The sequence below is a fragment of the Paenibacillus sp. SJS-P3 genome (assembly GCF_056711585.1).
Genome location: NZ_CM160043.1, coordinates 3,563,369 through 3,587,460 on the forward strand (window position 1 = coordinate 3,563,369; position 24,092 = coordinate 3,587,460).

Below are 24,092 nucleotides of genomic sequence, written 5' to 3' on the forward strand. Positions count from 1 at the left end.
AAAGCGTAGACTAAAGAAAACGAAAAGCCGCTCACCGGGAGGATGAACGATCATGGAAATTCGCGTGTTTCAACATAACCAAGAGCTGGATGCCGCTGCAGCCTCGCTCATTGCGGAGCTCGTCGCCGCCAAGCCGAATGCCGTTCTCGGCCTGGCCACCGGCTCGACGCCGGTAGGCATCTACCGGAGCCTCGTCGATACGGCCGCCCGCTCCGGAATCTCCTTCAAGTCGGTCTCGACCTATAATCTTGACGAGTATGTAGGATTGACGCCGGACAACGAGCAGAGCTACGCTTATTACATGAACCAGCATCTGTTCTCCAAGATCGATATCCCGCTCAACCGGACCTTCCTGCCCGACGGCATGTCGGGCGACCTGGAAGCCCACTGCGCCGCCTACGACGCCATGCTCGAGCAGGCCGGCGTCGACCTGCAGCTGCTCGGACTGGGGCATAACGGCCATATCGGCTTCAACGAGCCGGACAGCCAGCTCAGCGCCGGCACCCATGTCGTGACGCTGGACGAAGCGACCCGCGAAGCCAACGCGCGTTTTTTCGCCTCCATCGACGAGGTGCCCCGGCAAGCGGTGACGATGGGCGTCGGCTCCATTCTGAAAGCCTATCGCATCCTGCTCGTCGTGCGCGGCGCGGACAAGGCCGAGATCGTGAAGCGGGCGCTGACCGGCCCGATCACGACCGATTGCCCCGCTTCCCTGCTGCAGACCCATGCGCGGGTGACGGTTCTGCTCGATCGGGAGGCAGCAAGCTTGCTGGCAACAGGAGGGACTGAAGGATGCAGCACTTTCGCGTCAGCCATGTAAATATCGCCGTCGGCGATGAATCGCTATACGGCTCCGTCACCGTCAAGAACGGCCGCATCGCGGCCATCGAGCCGGGCGGGCAAGCCGGCGGCTCGGATATCCCGACGATCGACGGCCGCGGGGGCTGGCTGCTCCCGGGCTTCATCGATCTGCATGTCCACGGCGGCTACGGAGCCGACTTCATGGACGCCACACAGGAAGCTTACGATACGATCACGAAGTTCCACGCCTCGCATGGAACGACGACGCTGCTCGCCACGACGATGACGGCTTCGGAGGAGCATATCTCCCGCGTCCTCGAAGCAGCCGACGAATACCGCAGCGCTCCGATGCCGCATGCGCGGATAGGAGGGGTGCATCTGGAGGGTCCGTTCCTCAGCCCCAAATGGATGGGCGCCCAGAACCCCGAATTCCGCGTCGATCCCCGGCTCGAATGGCTGCAGCAATGGAATGCGTCTTATCCGGGATTGATCAAGCAGCTGTCGCTCGCTCCAGAGCTGGCAGGCTCCATCGAATTGATCGCCTGGCTGTCGGAGCATGGAATCATCGCCGCCGCCGCCCATACGGATGCCACCTATGATCAGGTGGAAGCGGCTGCGGACGCCGGCCTCCGCAGCGCGGTCCATGCGTTCAACGCGAGCCGCGGCCTCCACCACCGCGAGCCCGGCACGGTCGGAGCCATCCTGACGGATGACCGCATCCATGCGGAGCTCATCGCGGACGGCCATCACGTGCATCCGGCCGCGATGCGGCTGCTTGCCCGCGCCAAGCCGGCAGACAAGCTCTCGCTCATTACGGATGCGATCTCGGCTGCCGGCCTCTCCGACGGCCAGTATGAGCTCGGCGGCCAGCCGGTGACGATGAAGGACGGCATCTGCCGCCTGACCGGAGCCGGCAATCTGGCCGGCAGCACGCTCACGATGGCCGGCGCGCTCCGCCTGTTCAAGGAAGCCAGCGGCTGGAGCGTGCCGATGGTCAGCAGGCTGTGCAGCGGCAACCCCGCCGCGCTGCTCGGCATGTCCGCCCAGACCGGCAGCATCGCCGAAGGCAAGTGGGCCGATCTCGTGCTGCTTGACGAGAGCCTCGATGTCGCCGCGACCTGGGTCGGCGGCGAGGCGGTCTACGAGCGCTGATCTTATTTTCCATTGTTGAGAATGAAAAAACATCCCGGAGCCTCCCAGGCTCCGGGATGTTGACGATGAATGGTGTGCCGCATATCTCGCTTCAGCCTTGTTCCGCGGCTTCATCCTCTTCATCGGCTTCGCCGGCCACATAGACCGCGACGCCGCAGCGCCGGGCCGCGTCGGCCAGGCTCCCGTGAAGATGGCGGTCCGTGATGACCGCCTCCAGATCCTTGAGCTGGGCGATGGAGAACAGCGATGTCCGGCCCACCTTGCTTTGGTCGAAGACCGCGTACGTAATCTGGGATCGGCTCATCAGCGCCTTGGCGATCTGGGCTTCCTGCTCCGAGTAGGTCGTGATGCCGCCGTTTTCCGATATGCCGTCCACGCCGATGAACATCTTGCCGATGTTGAGATGGGATACCATGCCTTCCCCAAGCGGACCGCATAGCTCGAAGCTGTTGTGCCTCATCATGCCGCCGGTTACGACAACCTGGATCTCGCTTCCCGCAAGCTCCATCGCGATGTTGACCGCATTGGTCACGATCGTGATGCCTTTGCGGGTTTTGAGCAGCTTGGCGATGAGGTAATTGGTCGTTCCTCCGGAGAGGCCGACTACGTCCCCCTCCACGATATGCCGTGCGGCTTCCTGGGCAATATGCTCCTTCTCGAGCAGGGAAATTCCTTGCCGCTCGGCGAAGGAGCTGTCCCGGACGGGATTCATGCCGTCGTACATGGCCCCCCCGATCGTGCGCACGAGCGGTCCGGTTCGTTCCAGCAGCTCCAGATCCCGCCGCGCCGTCGCCTCGGAGCAGCCGAACTTCTCTACGATCTCGGAGATCGTTATGCGTCCCTGCTGCTTGAGCACGGTCAGAATGCCGTCCCGCCGCCGCTCGCCCTTGTTCGGTATTTCCGTCATCGGATCAACGCTCCACCCATACCGAATTATCCAGCCGCTGCTGGACTGCTGCCCAGCTCGGCAGCGCTTCCCAGTCTCCTCTTCCCTGAACGACAAGAGAGCCGCAAATGCTCGCGATCCTCGCCGCTTCACGGGCGCTCATGCCCTTCAGCAGGCCGGCGAGGAAGCCCGCGCCGAAGCCGTCTCCGGCTCCGACCGTATCGACGACCTTGTCCGCCGGATAGAAAGGAATCGCTTCCGCGGCCCCGTTCTCCATGAGGAGCGAAGCGCCGTCCTTGCCTTTGATGATCGTAACCGCCTTCAGCTCGGCCAAGCGCGACAGGATAAGAGCTTCGTCTTCCGTATCGTACAGAAGCTTGAGCTCGTCCCAGCCCGGGAGGAAATAATCCGCCATCGCCGCCGCCCGCAAAATGCTTTCCCGCGCTTCGTCCACAGACCATAGCTTGAGCCGGAGGTTCGGATCAAAGCTAATCTTGACTCCCGCTCCGGCTGCGATTTCCATGGCTCGGAACACGGTCTCGCGCGCTTCGGCCGACAGCGCCATCGTGATGCCCGTCACATGCAGCAGCCGGGCTCCGCCAATGTAAGCGCCATCCAAATGATCCGGCAGCATCCTGCTCGCCGCGGAGCCTTTGCGGAAATAGTGGACGGCGAGCCGTCCAGCTTCCTCCTCGCGGAACATCATTCCCGTCGGAGCTTCCTTGCTGAGGGCTGCCCTCGATACATCGACGCCTTCGCCCCGCAGCGCCTTCCGGATTCTCCGCCCGAACGGATCGTCGCCGAGGGCGCCGAACCATCCGACGCTGCAGCCGAGCCGCGCGGCGCCGATCGCCGTGTTGCTCTCGGCGCCTCCGAAGGCGATCTCGAGCGTAGAAGCATGCTCCAGCGTACGCTGCTCGGCAGGCATGAACAGCGCCATGCTCTCTCCGAACGTAAGCAGCTCCGGAATTCTGTTATCCATTTGCCGCTCCCCCTGTCACTGGATATTTCCACCAATCAGGCATGGTCAGGCCGACGGCTGAATCATTTGTAGAAAGGATTCACCATCAGGTAAAGCGTCACGATATAAAGAACGAGCAGAATGAAGCTGAACATGCGTACTTTGCCGATCTCCTCCGTAGCGCTCTGGCCTGCCTGGATCTGGCTGACGATTCTCTTCAGCGGTTTGGTCTGGATGCCGCCGAGCGCCGCGATGGCGAGGAACAGCACGATGACCACGACCATCCAAAGCACGGTGTAATCCGCCTGAGAGATCAAATAACCGCCCGTCAGGAATTGCAGGATCAGGAAATACTGAGCGACCCGATTGCCGGCGATCAGCCCTTCGGCCAGCCCTTGCTGTCCCGCTCCCGCGAGGCGGGATGCACGGCCCACGAGGAACGGAAGAATCAGGTAGAAGCCGACTCCTCCCGCTCCGAGCACATGCAGAAAAATCATGATCGAATTCATTTATTTACCTCCTTGGCCTATCTATCGTCCAGTATACTAAATCAATGTTCGCTTTACAAAACTAACCTGCGAAAAAGCGCATAAAACGCCTCATCGCTTGCTCTGGCTTTTATTTTCTTCTCTTTCTCGCATCCCGCACAGCCGTTTCCGGATTTCATCCTTCCATTCCGCCGATCCTTTCAGCTCCGGATTCAGAATATCAGAGCCATGGCGATCGGCTTTTCAGGGGACACCCGCTGCATTGTCCATCAAAAAGAGCAGTCCGCCAAGGCTTCCGCCCCTTCCGGACTGCTCTTTTCGTGCCGAGCCTTCTCTTCTGCCGCCGCCTTGCCGCTATAACCGCTTCCGGCTCTCGACGATGCGAAGCTTCCGCGTGCCGATCGGCATGCATGCCGGCTATGCTAGCTTCTGCTGATGCCATGCTTGCGGAGCACGCCATGGATGGCGAAATAGTCCACCTCCGGCGGCAGGGCGTCCTTGAGCGGACGCAGCTTGTCGCCGCCAAGCCGCTGCACGGCTTCGAGGATGAGCGGCTCCTGCTCCTCGGGAATGATCCGGCTCCACTCCAGCTCGGCGCCCTCGTCCGCGCAGCGCATGAGATGGTTCTCCACCGTCACGCGGCTGAGACCGCGCTCCTGCGCGATTTCCTCCACGTCCTTGCCGGCCGCGAACAGGTCGTAGGTGGCGGCATGGCTGCCCGCTCCGCCGGAAGCTGCATCGCCGCTCCGCCTGGCGGAGGCGGATGGCGGCTGCACGCTTCCAGCCTGGCTGAACAGATCCTGCTCTCCGGAGAGATCCGCGGCCGCTCCCGCCGTGATCGCGAGCAGCTCCTCGCCGTACTTGCCCGCCTTCGCAGCGCCGATTCCCTTCACGCTCATCAGCTCGTCCATCGACGACGGCCGGGCCGCCGCCAGCTCGCGCAGCGTCGCGTCGAAGAAGAGCATGAACGGCGGCACGCCTTCGCGGGCAGCAGCTGCCCGGCGCCAGTCGCGCAGCGCCTCAAACAGCGGCGAGGACTCGCCACCGCCGCTCTGGGCGGCCTTGCGGACCGTCGTGATCTTGCGGCGCACGACCGTCTTACTGCCCTCGAGCACCGGCAGCGCCTCCGCCGTCAGCGACACCGTCGGATACTGGCCCTCGCTCATGCGGAGGTAGCCTTCGGCGACGAGCCAGTAGAGCCAGTCGGAGACTTCCTTCTCCGGCCATTCCCTCATGAGGCCGTAGGTGGAGAGCCGGTCAAGCCCGAACTGGATGATCTTCTTGTCGCGGGAGCCCTTCAGCACCTTGGCCGCCATCGCGACGCCGAAGCGCCCTTTCATGCGGCCGACGCAGCTGAGCGCCTTCTGGGCCTCGGAGGTCATGTCCAGCCGCTCGCTCTTGTCGAGGCAGTTGGCGCATTTGCCGCAGGGCTGCACGCCTTTCTCGCCGAAATAGTCGACGATGAACTGCTGCAGGCAGCGCTCCGTACGCGCGTAGTTCATCATCGAATAGAGCTTGGACAGCTGCACGCTCTTGCGTCCGTCATCGCCCGCTCCCTGCTCGATGAGAAAGCGCTGGATCTGGACATCCTGCGGCTCGAACAGAAGGAGGCATTCGCTCTCCTCGCCGTCGCGTCCGGCGCGTCCCGCTTCCTGGTAGTAGGACTCCAGGTCGCCGGGCATCTGCCAATGCAGGACGAAGCGGACGTTGGGCTTGTCGATGCCCATGCCGAAGGCATTGGTGGCGACCATGACGCGCGTCTCGTCGAAGCGGAACTTCTCCTGCGCATCGGCGCGCTCCTCGTCGCCAAGGCCGCCATGATATTTGCCGGCGGGAATGCCCTGGCGCAGCAGCTCCGCGTGGACGGCCTCCGTCTCCTTGCGCGTCGCGGCATAGATGATGCCGGACTGATCCGGGCGCTCCTGGAGGAAGCGGGTCAGGAACCGTTTCTTGTCGGCGCCGGCAACGACCGACAGGGACAGGTTCTCCCTCGCGAAGCCGTTGATGAAGATGCTCGGATCGCGCAGGGCGAGCATGTCCGCGATATCGCGCGAGACTTCCGGCGTCGCCGTCGCCGTGAAGGCGGCTACGAGCGGACGGTCTTCCATCCGTGTGATCCAGCCGGCCAGCTGCCGGTAGCTCGGGCGGAAGTCATGTCCCCACTGGGACACGCAGTGAGCCTCGTCGATCGCGATGAGCGGAATGCGCATCCGCTCGGACAGCTCCCCGAACATGGGAGCATCGAGCCGCTCCGGAGCCACGTAAAGCAGCTTGTATTCGCCGTTCAAGGCGGCCCTCAGCACCTCTCGATATTCCGCCGCGCCAAGAGAGCTGTTCAGAAAGGCGGCAGGAACGCCGACCCTGCGCAGAGCGTCGACCTGGTCCTTCATGAGGGAGATGAGCGGCGACACGACAATCGTCGTGCCGGCAAGCAGCATCGCCGGAATCTGGTAGCAGACCGACTTGCCGCCGCCGGTAGGCAGAATCGCCAGCGTGTCGCTGCCTCCCGTTATGGCCGCGATGATATCCTCCTGTCCCTGACGGAAAGAATCATAGCCGTAGACGCGCTTCAGCAAATCGCGCGCTTCCTCCAGCATAATCATGGATGAACCCCCTTCTTGCGCCGTCCCCGACGGCGCGGCAATGCTGTTATTCTTCAAGCTCCCCTCCGGCATTGCCGGCGGCGAGCATCGCTTGTTCATGGTTGCGGTACAGTCCACAGTAAACGGCCGCATGCAGCGCGGCACCGGCGGCGCTTTCTTCTGCCATCGCCGCCGTCCGGAGCGTCAAGCCGGTCCTTGCGGCAAGCAGCCTCCGCATGGCCGGATTGCGCCGGATTCCGTTGCCCGTGCCTGCGATGCGGACGATGCCCGCACGCAGGCCGGCAGGCAGCGGAGCGAGCATGCCCAGCAGCTCGTCGATCGTTCCCAGCAGAAATCCGGCGATCAAGCCCGGCACCGTGAAGCCGCCCTCGCGGATTCCGGTTATGCTGCCGGAGACCTCCGGATCGCTCCGGCTTCCGAGCCATAACGGCGAGACGGTCAGCTCCGGCTTGATTCCTTCCCGTTCCAGCCGGTCCAGCTCGGCTTCGGCCGCTTCATTCATGCGGCTGTACAACCGCTCCGGCACAACGCCTCCGGCCAGCTCCGCCGCTTCCCGCAGGAAGCGCTCCAGCAGCTCGTAGCTCTTGCCTCCCGCGAGAGCCGCGCCTGTCAGAAGCCACCCTCCGCCCGGCATCGGCCTTGATTCCAGCCCTGCCGCCGATACCCGCTCCTCGCTGTAGAGCGCGATCTGGGCTCCCGTGCCGATCGTAACGAGCAGCGTCCCCCTCATGATGCCGGCGCCGCCGATGAAACCCGCCTGGCTGTCGCCGATGGCCGCATAGACCGGTATGCCGTCATGCGTACTGCCGACTGCCGCTTCCTCCGCGGCAGCTGCGACTCGAGGGAACATGGAAGGATCCATGTCTGCTCTGATGATGGCGGCAGCGTCGAAGCGGCCCGACTCCAGCTCGAACAAGCCGACCGCGGCGGCCTGAGTGGCGTCCATGACAGGCTCGCGGGCTCCGCACAGCCTCATCGCCACATAATCGCCGATCGTGCACAGCCAGGCCGCTCCGTCCGGAACCAGCCCATTTTCCCTATTATAGCTGTGCGTAGCCGATCCATAACCGCTGTAGACGCTGCTTCCCGACAGGCGGGACAGCATGGAGGCATGGGACTCTCCTCCCGCTCCTTCCCCCGCCCGAGCCCTTCCTCCTCGCGCGTCCTGCCACGTATACAATGGACTGACCGCTCTTCCATGCCCATCTGCATAGAGCACGCCGTGCATCTGTGAGGAAATCCCTATTCCGGCGAGCTTGCCGCGCCAAGGCCGGCACTGCTCCAGCAGCTCTGCGGCATCGCTCGCGATCAGCTCCGGATCCTGAAGCTTTTCCCACGGATGCTCCGCCGGAAGCCATGCCCGGTTCGGCGCGGTCGCGGTGTGCACGGCAAGCCCCGATGACGCATCCCAGATCGTCACGGCGAGCGAGGTCGTGCCGATGTCTATGCCGGCGGTATGCGTGCGAAAACCGCCTTCTGACCGTATCTGCCCAGCAGCTGTACTCATAAAGACCTCCCGGCCAGTCCAACCTTTTGATTCTATCGGTGAAGTCTATTATAGCATGGACCCGCCGCATGCCGCTCTGCCGGGAAGATCGACCAGCTGCGGAATTCTGCGGAATCAGCAAACAGGCGGACCGCGCGGTCCTTTGCCGCCCGATCAACGCCCGCTGTCCCTCGGGGACGACCCGAACCGCTCCATTGCTCCTCTTTTCATGAATGGCGGGCAGGAGCCTTCCTTCTTGGATGCCGCGGCTTCCGCCACCGCCATCTATTCCTCCTCGTCAGCAGCCGCATTCATGTCTGCCTGCGGCTCTTCAAGCCTTGTCCTCAGCTCGTGCAGCTCCCGGTACAGCAGCTGCAGCTCCGCTTCCTTGGCCTTGATGAGGATGTGGACCCTGTCCATCGCTTCCAGCAAGCTTTGCCTGATCTCGCCCGCCTCCGGCGAGTAGGAAACTCCGAAGGTCGCTTCCACCCACTTGTCGGCCGCTTCCCTGCCCTCGCGGCGATAGATTTCGGCGTAGACGTCGAACATGGCGGCGACCGTCTTGCGGCAGTTCCAGCCGAGGATGACGATGCTGTCGGTCGCCTTGCTCACCGCCTGCATCAGCTGGAAGTCGTTCAGCCGGCCTCGCCGGGCCTCCACTCTCTCCACCTCTGCCGCAAATGTCGGGAATGCCGAGCGGAAAAGCTCCGCGGATGTCAAATATTCTTCATGCGTAATCAAGGATTCCTCTTCCATCTTCAGCCTCCTTCAGCCGGTTCTCGCGTGTTATATATGCTTCGGAGGATCGATACCGGTTTAAGACCTTACCTGAATTCGGATCCTCTTAAAAATTCTCTCATTCGAGAGGGTACGAATGCAATAGACTCCGTGCGATCCGCCGCCGGAGCGGGTTCACAAAAGAAAAAATCCCGGAACCCGAAGGCCCCAGGATATTGTTCCGGATCCGACCCGCGACGAGTCCCGCTTACGCGTTCGTGCCGGCTACAACCTTCACGACGTTGCGCACGGACTCGGCGGATTTGTCGAGCGCCGCTTTTTCTTCAGCCGTCAGCTCAAGCTCGAATACTTTCTCGATGCCGTCGCCGCCGAGAATCGCAGGCACGCCGAGGAAGAGGCCGTCATAGCCGTATTCGCCTTCCAGCAGGGCGATTACCGGCAGGATGCGTTTTTTGTCCTTCAGGATCGCTTCGGTCATTTGCACGAGCGATGCCGCCGGAGCATAATATGCGCTGCCGTTGCCGAGCAGGCCTACGATTTCGCCGCCGCCGACGCGGGTGCGCTGCACGATCGCCTCGATGCGGTCGGCCGGAATCAGCTTCTCGATCGGAATGCCGCCCACATTGGAGTAGCGGACGAGCGGAACCATGTCGTCGCCGTGTCCGCCGAGCACGAAGCCGCGCACGTCTTCGACCGATACGTTCAGCTCTTGCGCGATGAACGTGCAGTAGCGGGCCGTATCGAGCACGCCCGATTGGCCGATGACGCGGTTTTTCGGAAAGCCAAGCGTCTCGAAGGCCGCGTAGGTCATCGCGTCTACCGGGTTGGAGAGGATGATGACATAGGCGTTCGGGCTCGATACCTTGATGTTCTCGCATACGGAACGGACGATGCCGGCATTCGTGTTCACGAGATCGTCGCGGCTCATGCCCGGCTTGCGGGCGATGCCTGCCGTGATGATGACGATGTCGGAATCCTTCGTATCGTCATAGTTGGACGTGCCGATGATGTTGGCATCGAAGCCTTGAACCGGGGAAGCTTGGAGCATGTCGAGCGACTTGCCCTTCGTCGGGTTCTCGAGCTGCGGAATGTCGACGAGAACGACGTCGCCCAGCTCCTTTTGAGCCAGCATGAGAGCGGTCGTCGCTCCGGTGAAGCCTGCGCCTACAACCGTGATCTTATTGCGCTTAATTGCCATCTGAATAACCTCCATCGGATTGGAATGTCGAACTATGACGCCAACTCGTCGCAACCATCATCGCCGCTTGCAGATCGACGCTTGCCGCTGGCCGAAATGCCGCCGGAAGAGTGGAAAAGCCCGCCGAAGCGGGCTCTGGTAAGTATTACATGTTGGCGATGACTTGATCCGCGAACTCGGAGCATTTGACTTCTTTTGCGCCTTCCATCAGGCGGGCGAAGTCGTACGTAACCGTTTTGTTGTTGATCGAAGCTTCCATGCCTTTGTAGATGAGGTCGGCAGCTTCCTGCCAGCCGAGGTGTTCGAGCATCATGACGCCCGACAGGATGACGGAACCAGGGTTCACGACGTCTTTGTCGGCATACTTCGGAGCCGTGCCGTGCGTAGCTTCGAAGATGGCGTGGCCCGTCAGGTAGTTGATGTTGGCGCCTGGAGCGATGCCGATGCCGCCGACTTGGGCAGCGAGGGCGTCGGAGAGGTAATCGCCGTTCAGGTTCAGCGTCGCGATGACGTCGAAGTCGGTCGGACGGGTCAGCACTTGTTGGAGGGCGATGTCGGCGATGGCGTCCTTCACGAGGATTTTGCCGGCTGCGAGAGCTTCTTCCTGTGCTTTGTTGGCCGCATCCGTTCCTTGCTCTTCCTTGATGCGGTCGTATTGATCCCAAGTAAATACTTTGTCGCCGAACTCGGCTTCAGCCACTTCGTAGCCCCAGTTCTTGAAGGCTCCCTCGGTGAATTTCATGATGTTGCCCTTGTGGACCAGCGTCACGGATTTGCGGCCATGCTCGATCGCGTATTCGATCGCAGCGCGCACCAGGCGCTTGGAGCCTTCAGCCGATACCGGCTTGATGCCGATGCCGGAAGTTTCCGGGAAGCGGATCTTGTTGACGCCCATCTCGTTCTGCAGGAAGGACAGGACCTTCTTCACAGCGTCCGTTCCTTCTTGGTACTCGATGCCGGCATAGATGTCTTCCGTGTTCTCGCGGAAGATGACCATGTCCACGAGCTCAGGACGCTTCACCGGGGAAGGCACGCCGTCGAAGTAGCGCACAGGGCGCAGGCAGACGTACAGGTCGAGCTCTTGGCGGAGAGCGACGTTCAGGGAGCGGATGCCGCCGCCGATCGGCGTCGTCAGAGGACCTTTGATCGCGACGATGTATTCACGGATCGCAGTCAGCGTATCGGCAGGAAGCCATTCGCCGTATTGGTTGAACGCTTTTTCGCCGGCGAACACTTCGTACCAGGCGATTTTCTTCTCGCCTTTATAAGCTTTCTCAACAGCGGCGTCAAGCACGCGCTTGGATGCGCGCCAGATGTCGCGGCCGGTGCCGTCGCCTTCGATGAAAGGAACGATCGGGTTGCTTGGAACCTGCAGCTTTCCGTCTTGAATCGTAATTTGCTCGCCTTCAGTCGGAAGCGCGAATTTTTCGAGTTGCGGCATGAGTGGGTATTCCTCCTCTGATATGATTGCGGTCTTGCTATGATGCCCGTCCATATGCGGCTCGTCCAAGGCAAGGACCAAGGCGCATGAAGCCTGCCCCGGCGACGGGCCGGGGCATGGGCCCATGAATCAGCGCTGGTCGATCGGAATGAACTTGGCGTTCGATGGACCGGTGTATTCCGCGCGAGGGCGGATCAGTCGGTTATTATCATACTGCTCGAGAATATGCGCCGTCCAGCCGGACAGGCGGCTGATCGCGAAGATCGGGGTGAACAGGTCGCGCTGGATGCCGAGGGTCGTATAGACGGAAGCGGAATAGAAATCCACGTTCGGCTTCAGGCCCTTCTGTCCCGTCACGATGTCTTCGATGTGCACGGACATGTTGTACAGGTCCATGTTGCCCTTCAGCTTGCCGAGCTCCTGCGACATTTTCTGAAGATGCTTGGCGCGCGGGTCGCCGTTTTTGTAGACGCGATGCCCGAAGCCCATGATCTTCTCTTTGTTGGCGAGCTTCTCGTTGATGACGGATTCCACGTTGTCCGGGGATCCGATCTCCTCGAGCATGACCATGACGGCTTCGTTGGCGCCTCCGTGCAAAGGTCCCTTCAGCGCGCCAATGGCGGACACGACGCCGGAGTAGATGTCGGACAGCGTGGCGACCGTGACGCGGGCTGCGAACGTCGAAGCGTTGAGCTCGTGGTCCGCATGGAGAACGAGAGCCTGATCAAGCGCCTTGACGGCGACTTCGTCCGGCTCGTCGCCGGAGAGCATGTAGAGGAAGTTGGCGGCGACGGACAGGCCGGCCTTGGGAGCGACGGGCTCCTTGCCTTCCCGGATGCGCGCAAAAGCCGCGATGACCGTCGGCAGCTGAGCCTGCAGGCGGATCGCTTTGTCTACGTTGGCTTCCTTGGACATATCCTGGGCGGCAGGATCATACAGCGCCAGCGAAGAGACCGCGGTGCGGAGAGCAGCCATGGAGTTCGTATCCTTCGGATACAGCTTGATGCCTTCCACGACTTCGGAAGGGATCGCGGCATATTGATCCAGCTTGGATTTAAGCTGCTCCAGCTCGGATGCGGTCGGAAGCTTGCCGTACCAGAGCAGGTAGGCCACTTCTTCAAAGGTTGCGTTCTCAGCGAGATCGTCGATGTCGATGCCGCGGTAAGTCAGCACGCCGTCGATGATGGAGCTGATGGACGAGGTTGTGGCTACGATGCCTTCAAGTCCTTTGGTAGCTGTCATAGTTATCTCTCCTTTGGCTTCGGCCTGGGTGGCAGGGCGAATAGTAGTATGCGGACATGGGATTACAGATGCAGGACGGAAGTCCGCATCTTGGCAGCGCCTTCATGCTGCGCCTCGGCAGTGTGATAAGAGGCTGGAAGAGATCCACGAAAACCCGAATGAATCAGTCGTCCTTATTATCATAACGAATTTTGCTTCCGAATCCAACTTGTTGCGACATAAAATTGCTTTATCGGTATCATAGAATTATCTTGTTGCTGAACAATTTCCTTTCCTGCCGCCTTTTTGCAGCTGCGATTGGAAAGGCCGGCCGCCGAAATGGTACACTGGACTGACTATGCCGCCGGTTCCGACCGGCAGCTTCAAGGAGGATAAGGTCATGAACGAGCAGAGAACCGGCATCATCGACATCGGCTCCAACTCCATCCGCCTCGTCGTCTACGAGCAGACGGCTTCGGGAGCGCATCGCGTCATCGACGGCAGCAAGCGGCCGGCGAGGCTCAGCTCGAGAATAACCGCGGACGGTACGATCGATGAAGCCACGACGCGGGAGCTGGTCGAGATTCTCGGCCACTTCCGCCTGATCTGCGCCCACCACCGGACGGGAACGATCCGCGCGGTAGCGACGGCCGCCCTCCGCAATGCGGCCAACGGAGAGGAGGTCATCGCCGTGCTGAACGCCGAAACCGGCCTGCAGGTCGAGCTGCTTCCGGGCGAGCAGGAAGCCTCCTGCGGTTTTCTCGGCATGGTCAACACGATGGATATCCAGAACGGCTTCCTCATCGACATCGGGGGAGGCAGTACGGAAATATCCCTGTTCCGCGACCGTACGCTCGTCCAGAGCGTTTCCTTCCCGTTCGGCTGCGTCAGCCTCTCCCGCCGCTTCCTCAAGGGAGGCATGCTGGACGATGAAGGGCTGAAGGCGCTGGAAGCCGAGGTAACCGCAGCAGCAGGCAAGGAGCCTTGGCTCGCCTGGTCTCCCGGCCTCCCGATGGTCGGCGTCGGCGGGACGATCCGCTCCTTGGCGAAGATCCACCAAGCGGTGCGGAAATATCCTTTCCCGCAAACCCATAACTATTCCATGCCTTCCGAAGACGCGGACCGTCTGTTCGCCACGCTGCGGGAGATGCCGATGGACAAAAGGCGCAAATTTCCCGGACTGTCCAAGGACAGGGTCGACCTCATCCTGCCCGGACTGGCCGTTCTGATGCTGTTCCGCAGGCTGACCGGAGCGACCGAGTACCGGGTATGCGCGGCAGGGCTGCGGGACGGGCTGTTCTTCGCCTCCCAGTTCCCCGACCGGCCGCGGCTCGACGACGTGCTCGGCTACAGCGTGAGCAATACGTACGCCCTCTATCCCGAAGCTCCGCTTGCCCACGTCAATCAGGTCAACCGGCTGTCGCTGGAGCTGCTGGACAGCCTCAAGGACACGCAGGCGGCGTCCAGCCTGCTGGCGCTCGGCGGGAGGGCGGCGGTCGTGCTCGACGCGGCTTCCATCCTGTACCGGATCGGCGCCTCGATCGACCATGCGGCCTATCCGAAGCATACGTTCTACCTGCTCACCAACTGCAGCCTGAACGGCATGACGCATCGCGAGAACGTCCTGACGGCCGCTGTCGCCTCCTTCCACGGCCGCAGCCGCCTGAAGTCCCAGCTTGAGCCCTTTGCGTCCCTCCTTCAGGACAGCGATGCCGAAGCGGCCGCGCTGCTCGGCTCGCTCCTCCAGCTGGCCGCCACGCTCGACCGGAGCGAGACGCAGCCGGTCAGCCGTCTCGACATCTCCATCAAGGGCTCGTCCTTGCAGCTGCAGGCGATCCGCCCTTCCGGCTCGCTGGCGCTGGAAAGCCAGGAAATCGAGGACGGCGGACGGGAATTCGCCAAGATATGGGGCCTGACCCCTACGCTGTCCATCATCCGCTGACCGATTTTCCGGCATCTTCGATCAAGGGGATGAAAAAGCAGCGCTCCTTCTCTTGCACAAGAGCCGAATCCTCTCCAATACCGAAACAGCCGCCCCGCTTCGATCCGGGACGGCTCTTTCTTTTGGGACGAAAGAAATGGGGACTAGGAATGAATCATGCCGGCATCGTCCGTGCCCGGCTGCTTCCAGGAAGAGATCTTCTCCGCGACGAACTGGCTCCGCAAAGGAGGCCGGTCCGCATCGGGCACTTTCTCGTAGCTCCCTGACGGCTTGAGCTCGCGGAGCTTGACGTTGTCGCTCAGAATGAGCTCCAGCATCGCAACCAGGCTGTCCCTCAGGTTGGCGTCGAATACCGGGCACATCAGCTCGATCCGGCGCGTAAGGTTGCGCGTCATCCAGTCGGCGCTGGACAGGTACACTTCCTCATCCCCGCCGTTGCGGACATAGAGCAGCCGCGAATGCTCCAGATGCCTGTCGATCAGGCTGAAGACGCGGATATTCCCGCTAAGCCCCTCCACGCTCGGCCGCAAGCAGCAGACGCCGCGGACGATGAGGTCGATTTTGACGCCGGCCTGGGAAGCTTCGTACAGCTTGTCGATCATTTCCTGATTGGACAAGGAATTCATCTTGGCCGCGATATAACCGCCGCGCCCTGCCAAGGCATGCTCCTTCTCCCGGTCGATCAGGCGGAACAGCTTATCCATCAGATCGGTCGGCGCGACGGCGAATGCCTGCCACTCATAAGGGGAGGAATACCCTGTCATCTCGTTGAACAGCGCCGAGGCGTCGGCGCCGATGACGGGATGGCAGGTGAACAAGCCTACATCCGTATACGCCTTGGCCGTGCTGTCGTTGTAGTTGCCCGTTCCGACGTGGACGTAGCGGCGCAGCATCCCCTCTTCCCGGCGCACGACGAGCAGAATCTTCGCATGCGTCTTGAGTCCGACGAGGCCGTAGACGACATGGCAGCCCGCCTTCTCCAGCTGCCGGGCCCAAGCGATATTGCGCTCCTCGTCGAACCTGGCCTTCAGCTCGACGACGACGGTCACCTGCTTGCCGGATTCGGCCGCCGCCGCCAGCGCCTGCACGATTTTGGACTGGCCGCTGACGCGGTACAGGGTCATCTTGACGGCAAGCACGTTCGGGTCCTCCGCTGCCTGCTGCACGAAGTCGGCAATCGGCTCGAACGATTCGTACGGATGATGAAGCAGCACGTCCCGGCGCCGGATGGCGTCGAACAGGCTGTCGTCTTCCTCGAGCTCCGGCGGATAGATCGGCTCCAGCCTCGGGAAGCGCAGGCTGTCCCTGCTCTGCAGCGCGGATGAGAACTTCATGAGGAAGCCGAGATCAAGCGGACCTCCGATCTCCAGAATATGATCCTCGATCTCGAGCTCCTCCTTGAGCAGCTCCAGCGCATAAGGATGGAAGCCTTCCTCGACTTCCAGCCGAACCGGCATGCCCCAGCGGCGGCGGCGCAGCTCCTTCTCGATCTCTTCCAGCAGATCCTCCGCGCCTTCCTCGTTGAGCGTCAAGTCGGCGTTGCGGATCAGGCGGAACGAGTGGACGGCAAAAGGTATGTATCCGTTGAACAGCGTATGGATATGGGCTTGAATCAGGTCTTCCAGCAGCACGTATTCCATCTTCTTGCTGTTGCCCCGCGACGGCACCGGCACGAAGCGCGGCAAAATCGACGGCACCTGCACGATCGCGAAATAAGGATCGGCTTCGCTGTCCCCGCTGTCGTCCTTGAGCAGGACAGCCAAATACAGCTCGCGGGTATGCAGCAGCGGGAAAGGCCGGCTCTGGTCGACCGCCATCGGCGTCAGTACGGGAAAGACGATCGTCCGGAAATATTCGTCCATGGCCGCTTCCTGGGCGGCGCTCAGATCCCCCATTTCCTTGAATCCGATTCCTTCGCGGGCCAGTCCCCGCATCACTTCGCGGTAAGCCCGGTACTGCTCGGCCACCATCTGTCCGGTGCGCTTGATCAGTCTTTTCCACAGTCCCTGGGGCGTGTAGCCGGTAAAATCGACCTTAGCGTATCCGGCCTTGAGCTGGTCCTGGATGCCGGCCATCCTCACGCTCGTGAATTCATCCAGATTGCTCGATACAATCGCGAGAAACTTCGCTCTTTCGAGGAGAGGCGTCGAGGCGTCCTGGGCTTCGCCCAGAACCCTCCGGTTGAATTCGATCCAGCTGAGGTCCCGGTTCACATAGGGGGACAATGCTTTTGTCATGAGTCAGAAGCCTCCTTGCTCGTTGTCCCTATTATGCGGCGCAACTGTTTCTTCTATATTAAGATGCTGTAAAAGGACGGTAAATGCCCATTTTTTGAATGCACGTCCCCGGCTCAGCGGCCGATGATGAAGAATTTCCCTCCGCCGCCTCCGCGGAATAGGCGTTCCAGCAGCCGGTAAAGCCTTGCCCGGTAAAAGCCTCTCGTGAACGGCAGCAGCATCGTCAACCCGACCATGTCCCCGATAAAGCCCGGCAGCACAAGCAGCAAGCCGCCTCCAAGGATGCACAGCCCGTCGAGAAGCGCATGGCCCGGCGGCTCTCCCCTGCCCATCCGCAGCCTCATTTCCTCCCACGCCTTACGTCCGCGGGTACGGGCAAGCACGCCCCCGAGCACCGCCGTTCCAGCCATCAGCAGCACGACTCCGGCGCCTCCGATCCAGCGGGACGCGAGCATGATGACGATGACCTCCGCCACGATATAAGCCGCAATCCCGAGCATGAACCTCTGCATGAATCCCCATTGCCTGGCCTTGTTCATCGATTCGCCCCTTTCCGGACCGGTTCGCCCGCATGCTGCTTCAGAAAAGCGTACAACTCGGGAAGCCGCCTATCCAGCCTGGCAGGCTTGAAATCCCTGCCGACCCACACATGGCGCGTCCCTCCGGACACCAGCAGCTCGCCGGGCAATCCTGCTCCGGCTGCATCCGCCTCGATCGGGGGATACCCGTTCGGGATCGGGTCGCCCGGCTCGACCGGAAGCCGGCGGATCTGCGTGCGGAAAGCCATTCTCATCGGCGTATAGCTCTCCACCCGGGTACAGATCAGAAGGCAGTCATCGTAACGGGCCGGGGAATGAAAGGAACAATCGATGTCCACGACCGGCAGCAGCAGCCCTTCATCTTCGATCCGCCGGTACGGATATCCGGCTGAGCGGATCAGCTCGGTGCGGCCGATCTCGAACCAGACCATATAGTTCGTATGGAAGACGATGCCCATGGCATCCGTTTCCTTGTATCTCACCCGAATCGGATGAAGATGCCAAGCCTCAGCTTTCATGCTCTTGCCATCCTTTCTGTACCCGCTTGCCAACATGGTCGGCAAAAAAGAAAAAGCCGTGCAAAACGCGCCGCCCCTCCCGTTCCCTCGCGGGTCGGAAGGGCGCGGATGCGGCCTGCACAGCTCTATCTGGTCGTCCCGAGCGGCCGGACCTCTCGGATGACGGACCGCTTTAGAGGACTTGGGATTGTCCGGTGTAAATAACGCCCATCTCTCCGTACACGGTCACTTCCATGCCATCCTGGAACAGCTCGAAGGCGTCTTCGATGCCGATGACGGCCGGGATGCCGAGATTGAGGCCGACGACAGCCGCATGGCTCGTGATGCCGCCTGTAACCGTCAGGATCGCCGCCGCTTTCTCGATGGCAGGCATGTAGTCCTTGTCGGTCGATACGGTCACGAGGATGGAGCCTGGCTTCGTTTTGGCGATCGCTTCTTCCGGCGTGCGGGCGAGAACGATTTTGCCGGTTGCCGTCTGGCTGCCGATGCCTTGGCCTTTGGCCACGAGCTCGCCGATATGGTGAACCTTGATCAGGTTCGTCGTTCCGGCGCGTCCGACAGGAACGCCGGCCGTAATGACGATCGTATCGCCGAGGCTCACAAGGCCGGTGTTGAGCGCGCCTTCGACGGCGATGTTGAACATTTCGTCCGTCGTGTCGGCGTTCGCTCCTTTGGCCGGGATGACTCCCCAGGTCAGCGCAAGGCGGCGCATGATGCGCTCATCCGTCGTAACCGCGATGATCGGAGCCTTGGGACGGTATTTGGATACCATGCGGGCCGTATAACCGCTCTCCGTGGAAGAAACGATCGCTTTGGCCTGCAGATCCAGGGCGGAGTTGGCGACAGCCTGGCTGATCGCTTCCGTGACGGACGTCTGTTGAGCGTTCGCCTGCTTGACCAGAATCTCGCGGTAGTCCAGGGCGGATTCCGCGCGCTCGGCGATGCGGGACATCGTCAGGACGGATTCCATCGGGTACTTGCCTGCGGCCGTCTCGCCGGAGAGCATGATCGCATCGGTGCCGTCGAAGATCGCGTTGGCCACGTCGCTCGCCTCGGCGCGCGTCGGACGCGGATTGCGCTGCATGGAATCCAGCATCTGCGTCGCCGTGATGACCGGCTTGCCGGCCAGGTTGGCCTTTTGGATCATGTTCTTCTGAACGAGAGGCACTTCCTCGGCCGGAATCTCCACGCCGAGGTCGCCGCGCGCGACCATCAGGCCGTCGGACACTTCGAGAATCTCGTCGAGGTTGTCCACGCCCTGCTGGTTCTCGATCTTGGAAATGATCTGGATGTGGCTCGCGTTGTGGCGCTCCAGCAGCTCGCGGATCTCAAGCACGTCGGAAGCCTTGCGCACGAAGGAAGCGGCGATGAAATCGACGCCTTGCTCGATGCCGAAGACGATGTCGTTCGAGTCCTTCTCGGTGATGCCCGGCAGGGAGATATGCACGCCTGGCACGTTGACGCCCTTCTTGCTCTTGATCTGGCCGCTGTTGACGATGCGGCAGTTGATCTCCGTGCCCTGGATGTCGACGACGGTGAGGCCGATGAGGCCGTCGTCGATGAGCACCGTGGAGCCGACTTGCAGGTCGGCAGGGAGATTTTTATAGGTAACCGGAATCCGGTGGCGGTCTCCGAGAATTTCCTCCGTCGTCAGCACGATATAGTCGTCCTGGAGAAGCTCGATCGGCTCTTCCTTCAGCTTGCCCAAGCGGATCTCAGGACCCTTGGTGTCGAGCAGGATCGCGACCGTCTTGCCTAGCTCCGCGGATGCCTGGCGGATGTTGGTGATACGCGCTCCATGCTCCTCGAAATCTCCGTGGGAGAAGTTCAGTCGGGCGACGTTCATGCCGGCAAGAATCAGTTTCTTGGTATTTTCCAGAGACTCGCTGGACGGGCCGATGGTGCAGACGATTTTTGTTTTGCGCATGGGTATGAATTCCTCCATCAATATAGCTTGCTTGTGAACACTATCAATCATTCTACCACAATTGGCAGAAATATAGACATGGCTTTTGAAGCATGCCTGGCCCGCGGGAACTAGACTCCCGGTCCTGATGACCTATGCATGTCGACATGGCTCCGGGCGCTGCCGAGGCGGCAGCGCCCGTCATTGCCTGGCTGGTTCTCTTAATGGACCCGCGCAGCTTGGGCAGCCGCGGAGGGAGATGTCTCTCCCGCCTCCGATGCGCCCGCTTCGACCGGAGCGGCTCCGGTCTCGACCGCCGCCTCGCCGCTGAAGCGCTCCTGCGAGTCGCCTCCGGCCTGGGGCTCGTGCCCCTGCGGTCCTTCGACGGCCGAAGCCGACGGGGCGAATGCGAATCGTCCGATCTTGCGGAACTTCGCATAGCGGTCTTCCACCAGCTGCTCCGAGGTCAGAACCGACAGCTCCTGCAGATGGCGCCACAGGGCATCCTTGATGAACGCCGACTGCTCCGCCTGGCCGCGGTGCGCGCCTCCCTTGGGCTCGGGCACGATCTCTTCGATGATGCCGAACGACAGCAGGTCCTTCGCCGTGATTTTCATCGCTTCGGCTGCCTGGTCCGCCTTGGAAGCATCCTTCCAGAGAATGGACGCGGCGCCGTTGGGAGAAATGACGGAGTAGATGGCATTTTCCAGCATCAGGACGCGGTTGCCGACGCCCAGCGCCAAAGCTCCGCCGCTGCCGCCTTCGCCGATGACGACACAGATGACCGGCACGCCGAGCAGAGCCATCTCGCGCAGGTTGCGCGCGATCGCTTCCGACTGGCCGCGTTCCTCGGCCGTATTGCCGGGGTAAGCGCCCTTCGTGTCGATGAAGGTGATGATCGGCCGCTTGAACTTGTCGGCCTGGTGCATCAGCCTCAGCGCCTTGCGGAAGCCCTCCGGATGGGGACTGCCGAAGAAGCGGGCGATGTTGTCCTTCGTATCCTTGCCGCGCTGGTGGCCGATGACTGTCACCGGCACGCCGTTCAGCTTGGCCAGGCCGCCGACGATCGCCAGATCGTCCGCGAACAGCCGGTCGCCGTGCAGCTCCAGGAAATCCGTGAAGATGTCATGGATGAAGTCGAGCGAGGTCGGACGCTGATGATGGCGGGCCAGATGCATCTTCTGGGCAGGGCTGAGCTCGCTGTACATCTCGTCCTCCAGCTGCTTGCAGCGGGCTTCCAGACGGGCGATCTCGTCGGTGAAGTCGATGCCCGTATCCTGGCTGAGCCCTTTCAGCTCCTGGATTTTGCGGCGAAGGTCGCCGAGCGGCTTCTCAAAAGGCAATTCAGACGCCATGGGCTGTCTCCTCCTTCACAGGGGCATGCATGTCCAGCACGCGGGTCAGCGTCGATTTCATGTCCTTGCGGTGGACGACGCGGTCCAGCTGACCGTGCTGCAGATTGAATTCCGCCGTCTGGAAATTGTCCGGCAGCTTCTGGCGGATCGTCTGTTCGATGACGATCCGGCCTGCGAAGCCGATCAGGGCGCCGGGCTCGGCCAGATTGTAGTCGCCGAGGCTCGCGAAGCTCGCCGTGACGCCGCCGGTGGTCGGATCGGTCATGACGGAGATGTAGAGGCCGCCGTCCGACTGGAACTTGGCCAGCGCGGCGCTCGTCTTGGCCATCTGCATCAGGCTCAGAATGCTCTCCTGCATCCGGGCTCCGCCCGAGGTCGAAAAGATGAGCATAGGCAGCCGGCGCTCATGCGCCTGCTCGATGGCGCGGGTGATCTTCTCCCCGACGACCGAGCCCATGCTGCCGCTGAAGAAGTCGAAGCTCATGACCGCGACGACGACAGGGAATCCGCCGATCTCGCCGGTGCCCGTGACGACAGCATCCTTCAGGCCGGAGTTTTTCTTCTGGGTCTCCAGCTTGGGGGCGTAGCCCGGGAACTCCAGCGGATCCTCGGAAATCATATCGGCGTCGAATTCAGACAAACGTCCGTCATCGAGCGTCATTCCGATACGCTCCCAGGCGCTGAGCCGGAAATGATGCCCGCATGACGGACATACTTTCAGGTTTTTCTCCAGTTCCTTGCTGAATTGAATCGTCCCACACTTGGGACACTTGTTCATCAGCCCTTCGGGAATGTCCCGTTTGGGACGCTCCTGGCTGTCGCTGCGCTCACGTTCCGACGGAACGGTCGCGTATTTGCGTTTATGAAATAAGTCCTTGAACACGAGTGACACCTCTCAAGACGCTAAAGTATAGTCGAACCGGCCATCACGAATGAAGAATGGAGCTCAGGACCTCCTGGACTTCCTCCAGCTCTCCGGACGGAACGAGAATCTCGTATTGCTGCTTGGACATGTTTATCGGACGTGTCTGTACGAGAAAGCCTTCTTCCGTCAGCCGTTTTTGGATCCTATCCGCGATTCTCGCGGTAGGCGCGATGTAGATGACCGTCCACATGAAAGGTACCTCCTGATATTCCGGAAACAGGCCATATGATCTCACAATCATAGCATAGGAAAATAATTTCCCGCAAGAAACAGGACTGTCGGATCGGCGCGTTCGGCCCGGATTGCGGGTTGGAAAAGGGTCGGAAGGAGTATTTCTGCGTAGCTAGAGCCTTGCCAGGCTTGTCTTCCGTCCCTAGAGCAAGGGGAAGAAAATGTCTTCAGGAACATGCCAAGAAGCCTGCGGCGAAACCGATGGATCTCTGTTCGTCCGGCTTGCACCAGGCATTCCGGCGCCTCGCGGCGCACGGACCTGAAGGAACATGCCGGAGCATCAGCAGGTACATTCGTCCCCGGCATGCGGAATCCCTCTTTTTCAATCCGAGGTTTCGCTCCGGTCCAAGGCGCTGTAGCGCAGCGCATTGGGATCCTGATGGGCGATCCGGGCGGAAGCGGCGGCGGCCAGTCCCGCTACGAGATCGTCCAGGAAGACGTGGACCTTGCCTGTCGTCTTGTCGTTCAGATGGCTGATGATGCCGGGTTTGACCTTGTCGAGATACCCGAAGCTGGTCAAGCCGATCATTCCGTATACGTTCGTTATGCCCATCGCCAGCGTCTCGTCGACGCCGTAGAGCGATTCGTCCTTCTCCATGATGGCCTGCAAAGGATGCGGCAGCAGCTTCCGCTCCGCCAGCTCATCCAAGGCGATGCCCGTGTAAAACACGTACTGGACCTCCCGCTTGCCCAGCACCGTGCGCACGCTTTCCGTGCATTCCTCCATCGTGAGCAGAGGATTGTAGGGACGCTGCAGGGAAAGCACGATCGACGCCACATCATCCACGGTTACGCCGCGCCGGCCGAGCCAGCGCTCCATTTCGGAACTCATCCGCATTCCCTCCCGCAAATATTGCCGTGAGAGCGGTGGCCGCAAGCGGAGACACGAGTAGAGGCGCGGCCAGCCGGCCGCCCCTCTTTCCCAGGTCCTTCGCCCCGGCTCGACCGCCATGGTAGCCAAAGCCTGACGACTTGCGTTTCCTACTCTATGCGCGTGTCCCGGGAAATGTTCCGTTAATTTCCGGTGCAGTAAGCGGGCATCAGGGCGGCGGCGAGGGGGTACGGCCAGCGCCTTGAATGCCGGCATAGCGATCGCCGCCGGCGAATGCATCGCCTGGCTGAGCTCCGACGACCGGTTCTATCCGGGCAAGCTGGAGAAACAGCTGGCGTATATGATTCCGAGGAACGGAGAAATTTCCTTCAATCTTCCGGCCATCGCGCTGAAAGCCGAAACGACCAGGCAGCGCTGGTGGCCGCCGCTGGATCAATGGATCAAGAGCAGGCTGCGGCCTTGATGCCGGGCCGTCAGGAAAGGAGGCGGTCCTTATCGCGATCGAGGTAAGCATCATCATGCCGACCGATAACCGCTATCCGCTCAATCTGCTTTCTCCTCGAAAAACAGTGGCTCCGTCTGCAATCCATATGAAAAGGCCGTTCCCTCTCCAGCAGCGGGACGGCCTTATT

At 61.4% G+C, this 24,092-nt stretch carries 20 protein-coding genes and 1 pseudogene; 4 read left to right on the forward strand and 17 right to left on the reverse strand.

Annotated features, from left to right (window positions below; genetic code table 11):
- Nucleotides 1-52: 52 nt before the first annotated feature.
- Both nagB and nagA read left to right on the forward strand, forming a co-directional pair.
- A complete protein-coding gene (gene nagB / locus AC06G8_RS16470) occupies nt 53-820 on the forward strand; it encodes a glucosamine-6-phosphate deaminase (RefSeq protein WP_447664510.1) in 768 nt (255 codons plus the stop codon).
- The gene (nagA, locus tag AC06G8_RS16475) at nt 793-1,953 is read left to right on the forward strand and encodes an N-acetylglucosamine-6-phosphate deacetylase (protein WP_447664511.1); all 1,161 of its coding nucleotides are present in this window, start codon (nt 793-795) and stop codon (nt 1,951-1,953) included. The genes nagB and nagA overlap by 28 nt, the downstream gene beginning before the upstream one ends.
- Nucleotides 1,954-2,044: 91 nt before the next feature.
- Here nagA and AC06G8_RS16480 read toward each other — a convergent pair whose 3' ends face one another.
- The 9 genes from AC06G8_RS16480 to citZ form a co-directional block, all read right to left on the reverse strand.
- Nucleotides 2,045-2,860, reverse strand: a complete 816-nt coding sequence (locus AC06G8_RS16480) for a DeoR/GlpR family DNA-binding transcription regulator (protein ID WP_447664512.1) — start codon at nt 2,858-2,860, stop codon at nt 2,045-2,047.
- Nucleotides 2,861-2,864: 4 nt separating this feature from the next.
- Nucleotides 2,865-3,821, reverse strand: coding sequence for a sugar kinase (locus AC06G8_RS16485; protein WP_447664513.1), 957 nt, complete (start codon nt 3,819-3,821; stop codon nt 2,865-2,867).
- Between the two features lie 62 nt (nt 3,822-3,883).
- A complete protein-coding gene (locus tag AC06G8_RS16490; RefSeq protein ID WP_447664514.1) occupies nt 3,884-4,309 on the reverse strand; it encodes a hypothetical protein in 426 nt (141 codons plus the stop codon).
- 401 nt (nt 4,310-4,710) lie between these two features.
- The gene (gene recQ / locus AC06G8_RS16495; protein ID WP_447664525.1) at nt 4,711-6,885 is read right to left on the reverse strand and encodes a DNA helicase RecQ; all 2,175 of its coding nucleotides are present in this window, start codon (nt 6,883-6,885) and stop codon (nt 4,711-4,713) included.
- A 52-nt stretch (nt 6,886-6,937) separates the two neighbouring features.
- Entirely contained in the window at nt 6,938-8,398 is a 1,461-nt protein-coding gene (locus tag AC06G8_RS16500; protein ID WP_480283330.1) for a sedoheptulokinase, read from the reverse strand.
- A 264-nt stretch (nt 8,399-8,662) separates the two neighbouring features.
- Nucleotides 8,663-9,133 (reverse strand): hypothetical protein, encoded by a 471-nt coding sequence (locus AC06G8_RS16505; RefSeq protein ID WP_447664516.1) that lies wholly within the window; start codon nt 9,131-9,133, stop codon nt 8,663-8,665.
- A gap of 229 nt (nt 9,134-9,362) precedes the next feature.
- Nucleotides 9,363-10,313: a malate dehydrogenase gene (gene mdh / locus AC06G8_RS16510; RefSeq protein ID WP_048748587.1), complete on the reverse strand. Its 951-nt coding sequence runs from the start codon at nt 10,311-10,313 to the stop codon at nt 9,363-9,365.
- A 145-nt stretch (nt 10,314-10,458) separates the two neighbouring features.
- Nucleotides 10,459-11,754: an NADP-dependent isocitrate dehydrogenase gene (gene icd / locus AC06G8_RS16515; RefSeq protein ID WP_076354093.1), complete on the reverse strand. Its 1,296-nt coding sequence runs from the start codon at nt 11,752-11,754 to the stop codon at nt 10,459-10,461.
- Between the two features lie 129 nt (nt 11,755-11,883).
- Nucleotides 11,884-12,996 (reverse strand): citrate synthase, encoded by a 1,113-nt coding sequence (gene citZ, locus AC06G8_RS16520; protein ID WP_076354091.1) that lies wholly within the window; start codon nt 12,994-12,996, stop codon nt 11,884-11,886.
- A 379-nt stretch (nt 12,997-13,375) separates the two neighbouring features.
- On the opposite strand from citZ, the gene AC06G8_RS16525 reads away from it, so the two are divergent.
- Entirely contained in the window at nt 13,376-14,917 is a 1,542-nt protein-coding gene (locus AC06G8_RS16525; RefSeq protein ID WP_447664517.1) for a Ppx/GppA phosphatase family protein, read from the forward strand.
- 143 nt (nt 14,918-15,060) lie between these two features.
- Here the strand turns inward: AC06G8_RS16525 and ppk1 are convergent, their stop codons facing one another.
- From ppk1 to AC06G8_RS16565, 8 genes are all read right to left on the reverse strand, one after another.
- On the reverse strand, nt 15,061-17,154 hold the full coding sequence (ppk1, locus tag AC06G8_RS16530) for a polyphosphate kinase 1 (RefSeq protein WP_480283331.1): 2,094 nt from the start codon (nt 17,152-17,154) through the stop codon (nt 15,061-15,063).
- Nucleotides 17,155-17,267: 113 nt separating this feature from the next.
- Nucleotides 17,268-17,693: an FxsA family protein gene (locus AC06G8_RS16535; protein WP_480283332.1), complete on the reverse strand. Its 426-nt coding sequence runs from the start codon at nt 17,691-17,693 to the stop codon at nt 17,268-17,270.
- A complete protein-coding gene (locus tag AC06G8_RS16540; RefSeq protein ID WP_480283333.1) occupies nt 17,690-18,211 on the reverse strand; it encodes an acyl-CoA thioesterase in 522 nt (173 codons plus the stop codon). The genes AC06G8_RS16535 and AC06G8_RS16540 overlap by 4 nt, the downstream gene beginning before the upstream one ends.
- A gap of 172 nt (nt 18,212-18,383) precedes the next feature.
- Entirely contained in the window at nt 18,384-20,138 is a 1,755-nt protein-coding gene (gene pyk, locus AC06G8_RS16545; protein ID WP_447664521.1) for a pyruvate kinase, read from the reverse strand.
- 200 nt (nt 20,139-20,338) lie between these two features.
- On the reverse strand, nt 20,339-21,472 hold the full coding sequence (locus AC06G8_RS16550) for an acetyl-CoA carboxylase carboxyltransferase subunit alpha (RefSeq protein ID WP_480283334.1): 1,134 nt from the start codon (nt 21,470-21,472) through the stop codon (nt 20,339-20,341).
- Nucleotides 21,462-22,355, reverse strand: coding sequence for an acetyl-CoA carboxylase, carboxyltransferase subunit beta (accD, locus tag AC06G8_RS16555; protein ID WP_480283335.1), 894 nt, complete (start codon nt 22,353-22,355; stop codon nt 21,462-21,464). The genes AC06G8_RS16550 and accD overlap by 11 nt, the downstream gene beginning before the upstream one ends.
- A 43-nt stretch (nt 22,356-22,398) precedes the next feature.
- The gene (locus AC06G8_RS16560; protein WP_480283336.1) at nt 22,399-22,587 is read right to left on the reverse strand and encodes a glutamate decarboxylase; all 189 of its coding nucleotides are present in this window, start codon (nt 22,585-22,587) and stop codon (nt 22,399-22,401) included.
- A 363-nt stretch (nt 22,588-22,950) separates the two neighbouring features.
- On the reverse strand, nt 22,951-23,460 hold the full coding sequence (locus tag AC06G8_RS16565) for a phosphatidylglycerophosphatase A family protein (RefSeq protein ID WP_480283337.1): 510 nt from the start codon (nt 23,458-23,460) through the stop codon (nt 22,951-22,953).
- Between the two features lie 223 nt (nt 23,461-23,683).
- Here AC06G8_RS16565 and AC06G8_RS16570 point away from each other — a divergent pair.
- Nucleotides 23,684-23,923 (forward strand): annotated as a pseudogene (locus tag AC06G8_RS16570) (glycosyltransferase family A protein); the annotation flags it as partial.
- Nucleotides 23,924-24,092 lie beyond the last annotated feature (169 nt).